The organism is Proteus sp. G2618 (assembly GCF_009915995.1).
Lineage (GTDB): Bacteria > Pseudomonadota > Gammaproteobacteria > Enterobacterales > Enterobacteriaceae > Proteus > Proteus terrae.
On sequence record NZ_JAABNI010000023.1, the window covers coordinates 192,030 to 207,706 of the forward strand.

Genomic DNA, 15,677 nt, shown 5'->3' on the forward strand with positions numbered 1-15,677 from the left:
TATAGTGGGGTTTATTTTTTTTTCCAGTTTTGTTACACAATTTAAACTAGCATAAAATACCTTATTCCTTATAAAAGTACAAATCCCCAAATAACCCTAAAATGGTAGCTTTATTTTCTTTGTTTATCCCTTTGTGATAGCAATATCTATACTACAATAGAGGTAAGGATCGAATATATTTTATTTAAGTTGAGTTTATTTTTCGGTGAAAAAAAAGAAAAAATTTGACATCTCTCTCGCTTTGCTTTAACCAGTATATAGTCAAACTAATTTTGAGACAGACAGGATAGTTATGCGCATTTACAGCCCAGCTAAAATGACAATTATTACCACCACCACCGGAATCTTATATTGCGGGGCGGGCTGTCGCATATAAAAAACGAAAATCGAAAAAGCCCGCATTGAGAAATGCGGGTTTTTTTTTGGGTGAAAAATCAGGAGAGCTGTATGCGAGTGTTAAAATTTGGAGGAACTTCAGTTGCCAACGCAGAGCGTGTGCTGAATGTTGCTGATATCGCTGAGAAAAAAAGAGAGCAGGGACAAGTCGCTCTCGTATTATCAGCACCAGCCAAGATAACTAACTACTTGGTTGCAATGATTGAAAAAACGGCAGAAGGCGAAGATCCTCTCACTCAAGTACGAGAAGCTGAGCAAATTTTTGCTAACTTATTACAAGGTCTAAGAGAAAAACAGCCTGGTTTCGATTATGAACGCTTAAAAGATAAAGTTGAGCGTGAATTTGCAGAGATCAAACATATTCTTCATGGGATCTCTTTATTAGGCCAATGCCCAGATAGCATCAATGCAGCGATGATTTGTCGTGGTGAAAAGCTTTCTATCGCCATTATGGAATCTGTTTTACAGGCTCGTGGCTACAATGTCACTGTAATCGATCCAGTAAAAAATTTGCTCGCACAAGGTCATTATTTAGAATCTACTGTTGATATTCCTGAATCTACTCGTCGCATCTTAGAACTCAATATCGCAAAAGACGATATGATTTTAATGGCTGGTTTTACTGCGGGTAATGAGAAAAATGAACTCGTGGTATTAGGCCGTAATGGTTCAGACTACTCCGCTGCTGTATTAGCTGCTTGCTTACGTGCAAAGTGTTGTGAAATTTGGACCGATGTTGACGGTGTTTATACTTGCGATCCTCGTTTAGTTCCTGATGCACGCCTGTTAAAAGGGATGTCATATCAAGAAGCGATGGAACTCTCTTACTTTGGTGCTAAAGTACTTCACCCTCGCACAATTGCGCCTATCGCCCAATTCCAAATTCCTTGTTTAATAAAAAACACAGGCAATCCAGATGCTCCGGGTACATTAATTGGTGATGGTCAAAAAGACGATAGTACACCCGTTAAAGGGATCACCAACCTTAATAATATGGCGATGATCAACGTATCAGGCCCCGGTATGAAAGGTATGGTAGGGATGGCTGCTCGTGTGTTTTCTGTTATGTCGAGAGCGGGGATTTCTGTTGTCCTGATTACACAATCTTCTTCTGAATACAGCATCAGCTTTTGTGTGCCACAAAAAGAGCTTATTAGAGCGCAAAAAGCATTATCAGATGAATTCTATTTAGAATTAAAAGATGGTGTACTTGATCCATTAGATATCATGGAAAACGTCGCTATCATATCTGTTGTTGGTGATGGTATGCGTACTTTAAAAGGGATTTCAGCGCGCTTCTTCTCTGCATTAACTCGTGGCAATATTAATATTGTAGCTATTGCACAAGGTTCTTCAGAACGCTCAATTTCAGCTGTTATTGCGAATGATTCAGCGACCAATGCTGTGCGTTTGTGCCATCAAATGCTTTTCAATACCAATCAAATTGTTGAAGTCTTTATTGTTGGTGTTGGTGGTGTAGGTAGCGCGTTAATTGAACAGATCCATCGCCAACAAGCATGGTTAAAAAATAAGCATATCGATCTTCGTGTATGCGGCATTGCTAACTCAAGAGCCATGCTGAAAGATATGCAAGGTATTGATTTAGATAATTGGCAGCAAGCTTTAAAAGAAGCCAAAGAGCCTTTTAGCTTTAGCCAACTTATTCGTTTAGAAAAAGAGTACCACTTCTTAAATCCAGTGATCGTTGATTGCACGTCAAACGAAGAAATTGCACAACAATACGCAAATTTCTTACAAAATGGCTTTAACGTGGTTACACCAAACAAAAAAGCGAATACGCTGTCGATGGATTATTACTATCAAATTCGACAAGCTGCGGAAGCTTCACGCCGTAAGTTCTTATATGACACTAACGTAGGTGCAGGTTTACCTGTTATTGAGAACTTACAAAACTTGCTAAATGCAGGCGATGAGTTAGTTCAATTTAATGGTATTCTTTCAGGATCATTATCTTACATTTTTGGTCAATTAGATGAAGGTAAAAGCTTATCTGAAGCAACTCTTTCAGCAAAAGATAAAGGTTTTACTGAGCCAGATCCTCGTGATGACCTTTCAGGTATGGATGTTGCGCGTAAACTGCTTATTTTAGCGCGTGAAGCGGGTTATAAATTAGAACTAAGTGATATCGATGTAGAGCCTGTACTGCCTGCTTCATTTGATAGCTCTGGTGATGTGGCAAGCTTCTTAAATCGTTTACCTCAAGTTGATGTTGAATTTGATGCTAAAGTCGAAGAAGCACAAAAAGCAGGTAAGGTATTACGTTATGTTGGCATCATCAATGAAGGTAAATGCCAAGTTAAGATAATGGCAGTTGATGCAAATGATCCTCTGTTTAAAGTGAAAAATGGTGAAAATGCTTTAGCCTTTTACACTCGCTACTATCAACCTATTCCATTGGTATTACGTGGATATGGTGCTGGTAATGATGTTACTGCTGCTGGGGTGTTTGCAGATGTATTACGTACCTTATCATGGAAATTGGGAGTTTAAGCGTGGTTAAAGTTTATGCACCAGCATCAATAGGCAACGTGAGTGTCGGATTCGATGTCCTTGGCGCGGCAGTTTCACCTATTGATGGGCAATTACTGGGTGACTGTGTCACCGTTGAAGCGGCTTCGGCATTTACACTTGAAAGTAAAGGGCACTTTGTTAGCAAATTACCTTCAGATCCTAAGCAAAATATTGTGTATCAATGTTGGCAGTTGTTTTGTGAGAAGTTAGGCAAAGAACTTCCTGTTGCAATGACACTTGAGAAAAATATGCCAATTGGTTCTGGTTTAGGATCAAGTGCTTGTTCTGTTGTTGCGGCATTGGTTGCGCTTAATGAATTTGCTCAAAAGCCTTTTGGTGAAAGGCAATTGCTGCTGATGATGGGCGAGCTTGAAGGACGTATTTCAGGTAGTGTTCACTATGATAATGTTGCGCCTTGTTATTTAGGTGGCTTACAACTTATTTTGGAACAAAATGGCACTATTTGTCAGTCCGTACCAACTTTTGATGATTGGTATTGGGTCATGGCATATCCGGGGATTAAGGTATCTACGGCAGAAGCTAGAGCAATTTTGCCAAAACAATACTCTAAAGCTGACATCATTAACCACGGTCGTTATTTATCTGGCTTTATTCATGCTTGCCATACTCAGCAATCAGGATTAGCCGCTAATTTGATGCAAGATGTGATTGCTGAGCCTTATCGCACCCAACTTCTTCCTGGGTTTGAAAAAGCCAGAGAGGCTTCGCAGAAGAAAGGCGCATTAGCTTGTGGCATTTCAGGCTCAGGGCCTACCATTTTTACTATTAGTGATTCATTAGAAATCGCACAAGAGATGGCCGAATGGCTGAAACAAAACTACGTACAAAACAGTGAAGGCTTTGTGCATATCTGCCGTATAGATACGCGTGGCGCAAGACAGATAGGGTAAGTCATGAAATTATATAATTTGAAAGATAATCAAGAGCAAGTCAGTTTTGCTCAAGCAGTAAAACAAGGTTTGGGTAAACAGCAAGGGCTCTTTTTTCCTCAAGACTTACCTTCGTTTTCTAAAGCTGAAATTGATGAATTATTAGCACTTGATTTTGCAACACGTAGTAGCCGTATTTTAACGGCCTTTATTGGTGATGAAATTCCTGCTGATGTATTAGCAAAACGTATTAGCACAGCATTTGCGTTCCCAGCACCAGTAACCCAAGTTGAAGATGATGTGAGTTGTTTGGAGCTTTTCCATGGCCCAACACTGGCGTTTAAAGACTTTGGTGGTCGCTTTATGGCGCAAATGTTGTCCGAAGTTGCTGGCAACCAACCAGTGACTATTTTAACGGCAACATCAGGTGACACGGGGGCCGCTGTTGCTCATGCTTTCTACAAATTAGAAAACGTACAAGTTGTTATTCTTTATCCTGAAGGCAAAATTAGCCCGTTACAGGAAAAACTGTTCTGTACATTAGGTGAAAATATTCACACTATTGCAATTAAAGATGACTTTGATGCTTGCCAATCATTAGTAAAACAAGCTTTTGATGATGAGTTCTTAAAGAAAACAATGTATTTGAACTCAGCAAACTCCATTAATATCAGTCGATTACTTGCTCAAATTTGTTATTACTTTGAAGCGGTTGCTCAAATTCCAGCAGAAAAACATGAACATCTAGTGATTTCAGTGCCAAGTGGTAACTTTGGTGATTTAACGGCTGGTTTATTGGCTAAATCAATGGGATTACCTGTTAAGCGTTTTATTGCAGCTACAAACGAGAACGATACTGTTCCTCGCTATTTAGATAATGGTAAATGGGAGCCTCATCGTACTGTTGCAACACTTTCTAATGCAATGGACGTTAGTCAGCCAAATAACTGGCCACGTATTGAAGAATTGTATCGCCGTAAAGGTTGGGGTCTTTCTGATCTTGCTCATGGTTCAGTAAATGATGAAATAACAGAAGAAACAGTGCGTGAACTTGCGAAGAAAGGCTATATTTCAGAACCGCATGCTGCGATTGCATATCGTTTACTGCGCGATGAACTTCAAGACGGTGAATATGGTTTATTTTTAGGAACGGCTCATCCAGCGAAGTTTAAAGAAAGTGTTGAACGTATTTTAGGAGGTGAATTACCATTACCTAAAGAGCTTGCGGAGCGTGCAGATAAAGAGTTACTCTCACATTTCTTACCTGCTGACTTTGCTCAATTACGTGCATTTTTGCTTGAACGAGCACCTAAATAAAAATCGCATTAAATAATTAGATATGTATTTAATTAAATAGCCCAACAAGATGTTGGGCTATTTTTTTATCTAAAATAGGAAAATCAGTATTTAAAAAATATAAAATTAAATTTATATATTTTATTTCCAGTAAACAAATTAATTAGAACCAAGGAAATTAAATATGAATGGATTCAAAGAAGTAACGTTTAAAGATAATATTAATAGTATTGTATTAAAAATAGAAAATCATATAAAAGAAAATAGGTCTGAATTATTTTTCAAGATAGAGTCTATAAAAAGAATATTAACAGAGAATTATATTTCTATTTTTATTTCTAAAAATGAATATGCTGCAGATGAATTCTTAGAAAAAATAAATAATAATTTTTTACTGTATCATAAAAATGACTTAACGAAAGATTTTGATTTTATTAGAAAAGAAATAAATTTAAGTATAGAAACCTTATTTTTTAATAGTGCTAAATTAGCAAGTAGAGAACCCAGTAAAATTCAAAAAGAACGATTGAAACTATTAATTCAGAATAATTTATCTGGTGATTACTATTTGGATTTTGAAAATAATAAGGTATTTATGCAAATAGATAATGAAAATAATGTTTTTAAAATTATCAACTTTGATGGATATGCTGATTTTTTTTATAATAAGAATGAGTTAATAAATACAATTTATGATCTTATAAGTGATAACAGTAATAGTAAATTTATATATTATCGTTTTTATCATAGGAAAGAATATATTAGCTACTTTAATAATACGGAAAATTGGAAAGTAAATAATAAAGATATTATTAGGGAAATAATTAATGATATTAAGAAAAAGAAACAAATAAGCATTAATGAATACATTTCTATTGAATTAAATGAAAGTTATTCATACAAAAATATTTTTATTATCAGAGATAAATTAGAAAATACAGAAAAGGTGTTACATATTTATGTTGATGATATAGAAGAATCATTTACAATTGCAAAATCTAAATATAATCAGATAACAGAAAGTGGAGAACATTTACTTTACAAAGCGGGTACGGGTTGGTTCATTACTAAAATAAAAAATAATATTATAAAGAAATTCTCACAATATATTGATTTATTAAAACCTTTAGAAAGAGTAATGAGTCGAGTTAATTTAATTACTTCAACAGAAACTAATTATGATTTTAGCCATATTCATAATTTAGCTGGATTATGTTATGGATTGAGTTTAAATTATTTAGTTGAAGTTAGGAATGGCGGTTTAGAAGGAGGTAATAAATACTTATTTTGGTTAAAAGAAAATATACGTTCTTATCAAAGTGAAAAAGAAACTATAGTTGATAAACTTGATTCTATTTTATTTAGTAGTATACAAGAGTATGAAGTATTAAATCTAATCAAAGAAATAAAAAATATTATATTTTCTCAACATTTCCAAATGGAAAGATTAAATAAAAAAGTACAATATTTTATTTTTGATTCAATAAAATCAATTGAATATAGCCAAATATTAGAGAGTCGAGGATTAAAAGGATCACATGTAGAAAAAATAGTATTTGATAAAAATAAAATTAATGAATACTTAGAATATATTATGAAAAATAATGATGACTATTACGCTATTATTGGGTTTAAAGATCATGCTATTGCTATTTCATATAAAAAATACTCTGAAAATAATTATAAATTTTCTTTGTTTGATTCTAATAGTGAATTGTTAGAATATTCTAGTATTAAATCTATAAATGAAGTATTAGAGAATAAAATGGATTTTTATGGTCCACATGAAGTTAATAATGAAAAATATATTATTTTCGATGAGTATAAAAAAAGTGAAATTTCAAATTACCAAAGTGTTTGGGATTATAATAATATAGAGATAAATAAAGGTGTTGCTGAAAATATAAAGAAAATAGGTTTTTCATTGCCTTTCAATGACAACATTATAGGACGCATTATTCATTATAATGAGCAGCGAGATCTTATTGTTGAGCTTAACAGAGATAACAAAATTATAGAAGTTATTGTAAAAGATTCAAATGTCGATGAAGGGGTTTATTTAATAAAAAATTATCTTTCTCAGATAATAAAAAACGATAAAGCCAGTAAGATTATCTTAAATAAAAGCGATAATGGTGATATTAGTATTCAAGAAGCTACATTTGATTCTTTTCAAGAAATAAGGAAAGATAAGAGTTATATTGAATTTAATGATATATATTACAGTGAGTTGATTAAGATTAATAGTTATTTATTAAAAGGAAATAAAGCAACATTATTAAATGAAATCACTTCTTTAATTGATGTGTTAAAAGGAAATATATACTTTGACAAAATAGTAGCAAGTTTTTCTCTTATTAATAAAATAGATGATTTTAATCAAGGGAGCAAAAATATATCAATTGTTAATATATTAAATAAAGTAAAAGAAAAACTAGAGAATAAACTGTTTTATGATGAATTAATCTATGGAAAAGATAAGTTAATCGCATTATCTGAAAAAAATAGTTCAGTTGCTGCCAAATTCTATCAATTAATGCTTAATGAAATTAATGAAGGAAAAAATGGGGTCAGTAATTTTATTTACAATAATATTATTGAAAGCCCTTATTTATTATTAGATAAAAATAGAAGTGTGGGTATATATGGGTATGATTATACTATTGAATTTAAAGGGGATCATCAATACTTAAATGAGTTAATTAAAGGGATTGATATTCCAGAATTAAAAAATAAATTACTAATTGAAGATCGAAATAAGTTACATTTAAAAGAGAATTATAAAAAATTATCAGAATATAAAGATCATGAAAATATAAATAAATTACTCGTTTTCATTGAAAACAAAATAGACTTGAAAAGAAAAAGTAACTTAAGTTCTTATCATGATTTATATTTTGATTTTTTTGCAAATCAGCAATTTACAAATAAAATGATTACTCACGAAATAGCCCAGTTAGAAGATTATTTTCTTAGTAACTATCGTGAAAAAAATTATGATTATCATCCAAATAATTTCTACCTTAATGAAGATGATCCTAGTGTTCTTTTAGGTAAATCATTAAATAAAAATAAGAATGAAATAGATTGTAGCTATTTATTATTTGATGACAGCAAGGAAAATTTTAAGTTTCTATTTTCTGAGAATGCAATATTTACTGATAAAATGATAGACAATATTATTGCTGATAATATAGATTCATTCTATCAAGATGATATTACAAATTATTTTTATAATGGTGTTAAAAGTGAAGAATTAGCCTTTTATTTAAAGGATAAACCAGAAATAAATCATTTTATAGACTATTGTCTAAAAAATAGAATACGAATTACAGTTGTAGGAAATAGTGATAAATGTTTTTTTAATCAAGATTTTATTAGACAGAAAAATGAAGTAGAAAAATTACATGATATTATTTTAGAAAATCAATTTTTTAATGAAAAAACAGTTGTTTTTGCTAAAAAAGAGAAGTTATTAAGTTATCAATATGGTGATTTTTTTATTGAGGGTATTGCTCAGCGACTCAATATGCCTATTTATCAAGTAATTGATAATAAACTATCTCTATCAAAGGATAATGTAATTGTTAAACCTCTAATTGAACGAAAACATATAGATAAACCTTTACTTGAAAATATAGTATTATCAGATTTAATTATTTCTGATATGGAATATAATAATATAAAACCTACTTCGCTTAATGAAAAAATAAAAGAAGAAAGTAAAAAGTTAATTCAAGAATTATACCAATTTGTTTCTAAAAAATATCCTAATTATCGCAATGATAAAGAGTTTAAGCTAGGCTACAAAAAAGATATTAGAACTGTTATTTATGATTATTCAGATAAAACAACAGTATTAGATATCTTTGATTATATTAAAATTAATCATTATGATATTAATATTTTTCAACTTGGTTCTATCATTAATAAAGTTGATAATATGAATGTCAAACAGAATAGGGAAAAACTAAAAGAACTTAGTGATAAACTTATCAATAATGATATTTCAATAAATGCTGCATACAAAAAATATCAATATGAGTTATCTGCTTTTTTTAACGTTTCAGGTAAAACAAAAATAGAGAATAAGTTAACACAAATAATACATGATCCATTGATTAATAAAAAATTTAATCAATATTTAATGGGGGAAATAACATATCAACAATGGCAATTATTGGATTCTTTATCAAAAGGAACACTGACATTAGCTGAAAAAGCAAATAAAACAATTGAAGTGGTTCATGCAATTTATGATAACCCAACCTTGATAAGAAAACTAAGCCTATTTTCAAAGAGTTTACTTAATTCATTTTTCGATGGGAATAAAAAAGGTATTTTATATCGAGTATTACTCGATAATATTTCTACATTTAAAAACTATAAGAAATTAATTGATAAACTTCAACGTATTATCTATATAGAGACTAATAAAAAGGGACTTAAAGTATCTTCACCAGCTGAAGCACTTAATAAAGTAAGTACTTTAAATTTTTTGGATTTCTTCGATAGTAGGAATAATATTAGCTCTAATAAAAATAAAGAAATAGTAAAAATAAATGACATACCTTTTGATAAAAATTTATTAATTAGTCTCGGTGCGAAAATAAACAATAAAAATATAGATTCGATTTCATTAAATATGCTGACTAAATGGAAAGAAAAATTAATATTTGTTCCTCATCATCTTAATGATTATTTTTTTTCACTCTCTGGTAGTGAAGAAGATAAGAAAATTATTTCACTTTTTAGAACCTTATTAAATAATAAAAAAAACAAAATTAAGCATCTACTTTCTAATGATACAAGTAGAATTGACTATTTAATGGCATCTAAAAGACTCTCTGAAATCATTAAATTAGGTAGTAAAAATTATGATATTAATGATTGGAATACATTGAGGAAAAACTCGTTAAATATTCCTCGGCATATGAAAATAATTAGTAAAATTGGCTACGCTAATATTACGTTTGGTATGTGGCAATCAATCAACGCTACATTTATGCTTGCCGAACAGCTCAATGACCCATTATTAACTGCAAAAGAACGTAAAGAGATTATTAATAATCTAGCCATTATGTGGTCTGAAATGGCTTACAATGGCCTTTCTGAAATGATTGAAATTACTTTAGCTAAAGGGTTACTAAAATATAGACATAACCCATTGGAATACGTCAATAAAATAAGCACAAGAATTAGCATTGGGCTTAATGTGCTTTCTATTGGATTCGATATTTATAATGCTTACGACAACTTTAGCCGAATTTCAGTTGGTACAAATGAAAAACAACGCATCGATTATATTGTCAATGGCTCTTTAGCGGTTGTTTCGGGATTGGTTACATTAGGTGTTTCTATTGCGATGCTTGCAGGCTCTACTGTTGCTGGCCCTGTTGGTATTGTTGCTGGCGCGGTTATAGCTTTAGCAACCTCAATTTACAATGCGGCAAGGCTTATCGAAGAAGCAAAAACAAAAGTTCATTTTACACCTATAGAAGAGCTTAATAATGGATTTTATGCCTTTTTAGTAGGTGATCTTATTCCTGATAAAAAAAATGAAATTATTTATTTAGAAACAGAAACACAATTAGAAGCAATGATTGATAAAAAGGCGATTAGTTATCTTGAGGAAATAAAAAAGAAATCTTATCTTAGTCGTTATTTTTACACTAATGAAAAACAAATATATCAAGAATATTATTATTATAAAGTTGTACCCAATCTAATGGGGAAAAAATTAGATTCAATTTTAAATCCTTTGGGAGAATATATTTCTCAACGAATATCATTAAATATAAATCAAGAAGAAGCAGAAAAAATAGCTTCGCTTTCTTATCATTTACGTGCAGAAAAGACAGAGTATAAATATTATCTTCCGAAAGAAGCTATTGCTACGAATGAAACACTTATTTTTGATATGGATTTTTATGTCGATGAATTAAAGCGTTATAATCTAGATATTATTTATGATAATGGCTCTCCTATTTTTGATAATATTGTTGATAGTGATTTTATTAAAAAAATAAAAACAACAAAAGAAAACAGCATCCTATTATTTGGTGAAAATAAAGTAATAGAAAATTTAACTAAATCCAATCAGGATAGGAAATATTATTCATCTGGTTGGGACGAGAACGAAGATTTTTATTTTAATACTCATAATGGTGATGATATTATTGTTGCTCCTTCGAACGTTAAAAATAATTTTGATATCTATAATGGAACTAAGAGGCTAAGTGGAGGAAATAAAGATGATGTATTTAATTTATTTACCTCAGAATCTCCACTTTATGCAAGTCGTTTTTATGGCAGAGAAGGAAATGATACTCTTCGTATTATAAAAACGACAAGTAAATATCAAGGATATGAGGTTAATTTATTAGATAACTACATCAAATTTACGTATTCAGAAGAACAAACAAACAGTCAAAACTTCCATTCAAAGCTTTTTCTGTATCAAGAAAATGACTATCTTTATTCAAAGCAATTAACTGATTCTATGCCTAATATTGTATTACAAGATCAGCACGTTATTGCTTATTTAGATAGTGTTGAAAATGTTATAGGAAGTGAAGTGGGTAATGATGTTATTTATGGAAATCAAGAGGATAATTACTTAGATGGTGTTGGTGGTGCTGATTTATTATATGGATTAGGCGGAAATGATACTTTGGCTTTACAAGAGGGATATGCAGAAGGCGGTGATGGAAATGATAATTATCTTATATTAAGAGCTTCTTTAGAAAATAATTATAATATTCAATTTGAAACGATTATTAATGAAAAAAATGATGAACAGTCTAGTGTTGTAAGACTAAATTATCATTTTGATGAAATATCTTCTATCTATCGTCAAGGAAAAGATATTATTTTTTACATTAAAGTGAATGATGGTAATAAATATAATGAATCGATTTATCATTTAATGACGCTGAGAAATGTGTATAGTAGCAAAGAAAATAATTTATTAGCTCATCGTTATACTTTGACAACAATGGATGGTTTTATATTAACAGCAAACGAAAGTAAAACTATTGAAAATGATGTATTATATGATTTTAGTTATTTAGATAAATATAATAATACTGAAGAAAATCTTCAATCATTATATCTTAATGACAATAGTAGTTTTTTATCGCTTTCATACTCGAATAAAACTAAAAAAATTAGCTTATCACCACAACTAAAATATAGTGGATTTTCTTCGGGAGAAAATTTACGGTTTGGTCTTCAGGGTAATTTTCAAAATAATTATTATTTTGGTCTTACAAAAAATTCGTTTATTACGCTTAGTTCAGGGAATGACAGTTACCAAATTGAAACATTTTTAGCTTCCGACAAAAGTGACAAAATTAAAATTTTATTCCCTGATAATAGTGAAAAACTATCTCATCATGATACCAGTCATTTCTTTTTATCTGACGTGAGCGGTTTTGATTTAGTGTTTTATAATAATGTTCTATCACATCGTTATCATCCAGATATTTACTTAAAACTCGCTTTTGAACCTTCTCATATTAATAGTATTTGGGGATCAGGAATGCAGATTCGCTTTATTGATAAAGATAATACGGTTTTCACTCTTCCTGCAAAAGAGAGTCGGCAACGTTTACTTGTTCCTATTACAGATCTGAATTTAACGATAACAGCAGAAGATGATGTGCTTATGATCCCTGAATCACTCACCTTAAATAGAGAGACATTATCTGCATATTCTCTTTCTTTCTCGCCGTTTTATTCGCTTGCCTCTCAAAAACAATCAAATCAGGCGGTTGATTTATTAGCCATAATTGAGCCAATGGAAGGGAATGATATTGTTGTTAATCGTAATAAAAATAGTTCGGTGATTAATGGTGGAAAAGGGGATGATCAAATTGTCGTTAACCACGGACATCATATTTTAATTGCAGGGGAGGGAAATGATAACCTCAATGCAGGAAGCGGAAATGACTTATTAATTTCAGAATTTGGTGATGACTATTTGAGTGGTGGTGTGGGCCATAATGTTTATATTGTGAACAAACGCCATGGTGAAGTAACGGTTTATGATGAAGGGAGCTGTAGCCACCTTTTTATTTCAGGATTATCAGAACACGATAAGCTTATTGCTTCTCAAGTAGATGATGATATGCAGTATAAAACGCAGGATAATCAGTTTGTTTTAACTGTAAAGAGACCACAAGATGAAGCAGCAGATAAAACGGTTTCTATTATTGAGAAACAAAGTGTACTTTCAGCGCAATCTCTTGCTGCAATTATTCAAGAAATGGCACAGTTTAATGAGCAACAATTAACGATAATGCAAGGTAGTGAATTTACTTCACCATCAGCATGGTCGCCATTACCCGTGGTAGTAAAGTATTGGGAATATTAACAATTAAAAAATAGCCCTTGAATAAGGGCTATTTCATCATTGATCGTTTTATTAAACGATATCTATTTAGCCATAGATTCTGTACGTTTAAATACTAGGGTATTGCCCTCTGATTCTGCTGAATTAAACTGATAGCCTTCAAGATCAAACTCTTTAAGTTGTGCTTTGTTGGTCAGTTTTTCTTGAATAATAAAACGGCTCATTAATCCACGAGCTTTTTTAGCGTAGAAACTGATAACTTTATATTTGCCATTTTTTTCATCAAGGAAAACAGGTTTAATAATTTCAGCATTGAGTTTCTTCGGGTTAACTGATTTAAAATACTCATCAGATGCTAAATTAATAAGAATATTGTCACCTTGTTCTTCAAGTGCTTTGTTTAACGCTTCTGTAATGGTATTTCCCCAAAATTGGTATAAATCACTTCCTTTGTTATTTTTTAGCTTTATTCCCATTTCAAGGCGATAAGGTTGCATTAAATCAAGAGGGCGAAGCACGCCATATAAGCCAGAAAGCATACGTAAATGCTGTTGTGCAAATTGAAAATCATCTTCAGAAAAAAGTTCAGCTTGCATTCCGGTATAAACATCACCTTTAAATGCCAAAATAGCTTGGCGTGCATTCTCTGGTGTGAAATTAGGTTGCCATTCACCAAAACGAGCAGCATTTAATCCTGCGAGTTTATCGCTTATTTTCATTAAGCTAGCGATGTCGCTAGATGATAATTTTCGACATTCTTCGATAAGTTGTTGGGAATATTTTAGCAATTCAGGTTGGGTGAAGTGCGTTGTTGCTAAAGGCGATTCGAAATCCAGTGTTTTAGCTGGTGAAATGGTGATTAGCATAATTCCCTCGATACGTTATTTTAATGTTGACCAAATATAGCAAATTCTTTCGATTAAAGACTAAATTATAGTAATAGGAAAAAACAATAGTTTCTCTTATTTGTCGTAAAACTCGACAGTTTAAACGATTCAGCCTGTAATTATCTTCTGTTTTTTTCCGCTTTTGTTTTGCGAAAACGTTTGGCATTCAAATAATTGCTTTGTATGAATCTAAGCGTCTTGTAGTGTGAGCAGTCCATGTTATTATCAATAGATATCCGCAGGTGACTGCAAACAGATTTACCTAGTAGATGAGATAAACAAAATGACCAACAAATTGACTTCTTTGCGTAAGCTGACAACTGTTGTTGCTGACACTGGTGACATCGCAGCAATGAAACTGTATCAGCCACAAGACGCAACTACCAACCCATCTTTAATTTTAAATGCAGCTCAAATTCCTGAATATCGTAAATTAATTGATGAAGCGATTGAATGGGCTCGTTCACAAAGCGATTCTCGTGAACAACAAATCGTTGATGCTTGCGACAAACTGGCAGTAAATATCGGTTTAGAAATTTTAAAACTGATCCCTGGTCGTATTTCAACAGAAGTTGATGCACGTCTTTCTTACGACACACAAGCGTGTATCGAAAAAGCACGTCATCTAATGAAACTTTATAATGATGCCGGTATCAGTAACGACCGTATTCTTATCAAATTAGCATCTACTTGGCAGGGTATCCGTGCCGCAGAGCAATTAGAAAAAGAAGGTATCAACTGTAACCTGACTTTACTGTTCTCTTTTGCTCAAGCGCGTGCATGTGCTGAAGCAGGTGTTTACCTGATTTCTCCATTTGTTGGTCGTATCATGGATTGGTATAAAGCCAATACAGATAAAAAAGAATTTGCTCCTGCTGAAGATCCTGGTGTGATTTCTGTTACTGAAATCTATAACTATTACAAACAACACGGTTATAACACTGTTGTTATGGGCGCAAGCTTCCGTAATATAGGTGAGATTTTAGAATTAGCAGGTTGTGATCGTCTGACTATTGCTCCAGCACTGTTAAAAGAATTATCAGAAGCTGAAGGTGAAGTTGAACATAAATTATCTTATAAAGGCGAAGTGAAAGCGCGTCCAGAAGCTATCACTGAAGCTCAATTCTATTGGGAGCACAATGCTGACCCAATGGCAGTAGATAAATTATCTGACGGTATTCGTAAATTTGCTGTCGATCAGGAAAAATTAGAGAAAATGATTGCGGATTTATTATAATTCGTCGTTAAATTCTTATAAAAATCTTAAATACCCATCTTATATAGGTGGGTATTTTCATTTTTTTCTCTCAAAATAACATT

General features: G+C 31.8%; 6 protein-coding genes and 1 other annotated feature. Of the genes, 5 read left to right on the forward strand and 1 reads right to left on the reverse strand.

What is annotated here, in order from left to right; translation table 11 throughout:
- Positions 1-304 precede the first annotated feature (304 nt).
- Positions 305-425 (forward strand) — a sequence feature (Thr leader region).
- Positions 426-447: 22 nt separating this feature from the next.
- The 4 genes from thrA (at position 448) to GWJ01_RS13065 (ending at position 13,491) form a co-directional block, all read left to right on the forward strand.
- The gene (gene thrA / locus GWJ01_RS13050; protein ID WP_109393181.1) at positions 448-2,907 is read left to right on the forward strand and encodes a bifunctional aspartate kinase/homoserine dehydrogenase I; all 2,460 of its coding nucleotides are present in this window, start codon (positions 448-450) and stop codon (positions 2,905-2,907) included.
- Entirely contained in the window at positions 2,889-3,839 is a 951-nt protein-coding gene (thrB, locus tag GWJ01_RS13055; RefSeq protein WP_088493767.1) for a homoserine kinase, read from the forward strand. Before thrA ends, thrB begins: the two co-directional genes overlap by 19 nt.
- 3 nt (positions 3,840-3,842) lie before the next feature.
- Positions 3,843-5,135, forward strand: coding sequence for a threonine synthase (gene thrC, locus GWJ01_RS13060; RefSeq protein ID WP_161711178.1), 1,293 nt, complete (start codon positions 3,843-3,845; stop codon positions 5,133-5,135).
- A gap of 163 nt (positions 5,136-5,298) precedes the next feature.
- Positions 5,299-13,491: a calcium-binding protein gene (locus GWJ01_RS13065; protein WP_161711179.1), complete on the forward strand. Its 8,193-nt coding sequence runs from the start codon at positions 5,299-5,301 to the stop codon at positions 13,489-13,491.
- A gap of 62 nt (positions 13,492-13,553) precedes the next feature.
- Here the strand turns inward: GWJ01_RS13065 and yaaA are convergent, their stop codons facing one another.
- A complete protein-coding gene (yaaA, locus tag GWJ01_RS13070; RefSeq protein WP_109401341.1) occupies positions 13,554-14,336 on the reverse strand; it encodes a peroxide stress protein YaaA in 783 nt (260 codons plus the stop codon).
- A gap of 304 nt (positions 14,337-14,640) precedes the next feature.
- Between yaaA and tal the strand changes: the two genes are divergently transcribed.
- On the forward strand, positions 14,641-15,594 hold the full coding sequence (gene tal, locus GWJ01_RS13075; protein ID WP_075674224.1) for a transaldolase: 954 nt from the start codon (positions 14,641-14,643) through the stop codon (positions 15,592-15,594).
- Positions 15,595-15,677 lie beyond the last annotated feature (83 nt).

Bases quoted from the DNA above. Each gene is read 5' to 3' on its own strand.
- thrA (WP_109393181.1), top strand. From the start codon at position 448: ATGCGAGTGTTAAAATTTGGAGGAACTTCAGTTGCCAACGCAGAGCGT.
- thrB (WP_088493767.1), top strand. From the start codon at position 2,889: ATGGAAATTGGGAGTTTAAGCGTGGTTAAAGTTTATGCACCAGCATCA.
- thrC (WP_161711178.1), top strand. From the start codon at position 3,843: ATGAAATTATATAATTTGAAAGATAATCAAGAGCAAGTCAGTTTTGCT.
- GWJ01_RS13065 (WP_161711179.1), top strand. From the start codon at position 5,299: ATGAATGGATTCAAAGAAGTAACGTTTAAAGATAATATTAATAGTATT.
- yaaA (WP_109401341.1), bottom strand. From the start codon at position 14,336: ATGCTAATCACCATTTCACCAGCTAAAACACTGGATTTCGAATCGCCT.
- tal (WP_075674224.1), top strand. From the start codon at position 14,641: ATGACCAACAAATTGACTTCTTTGCGTAAGCTGACAACTGTTGTTGCT.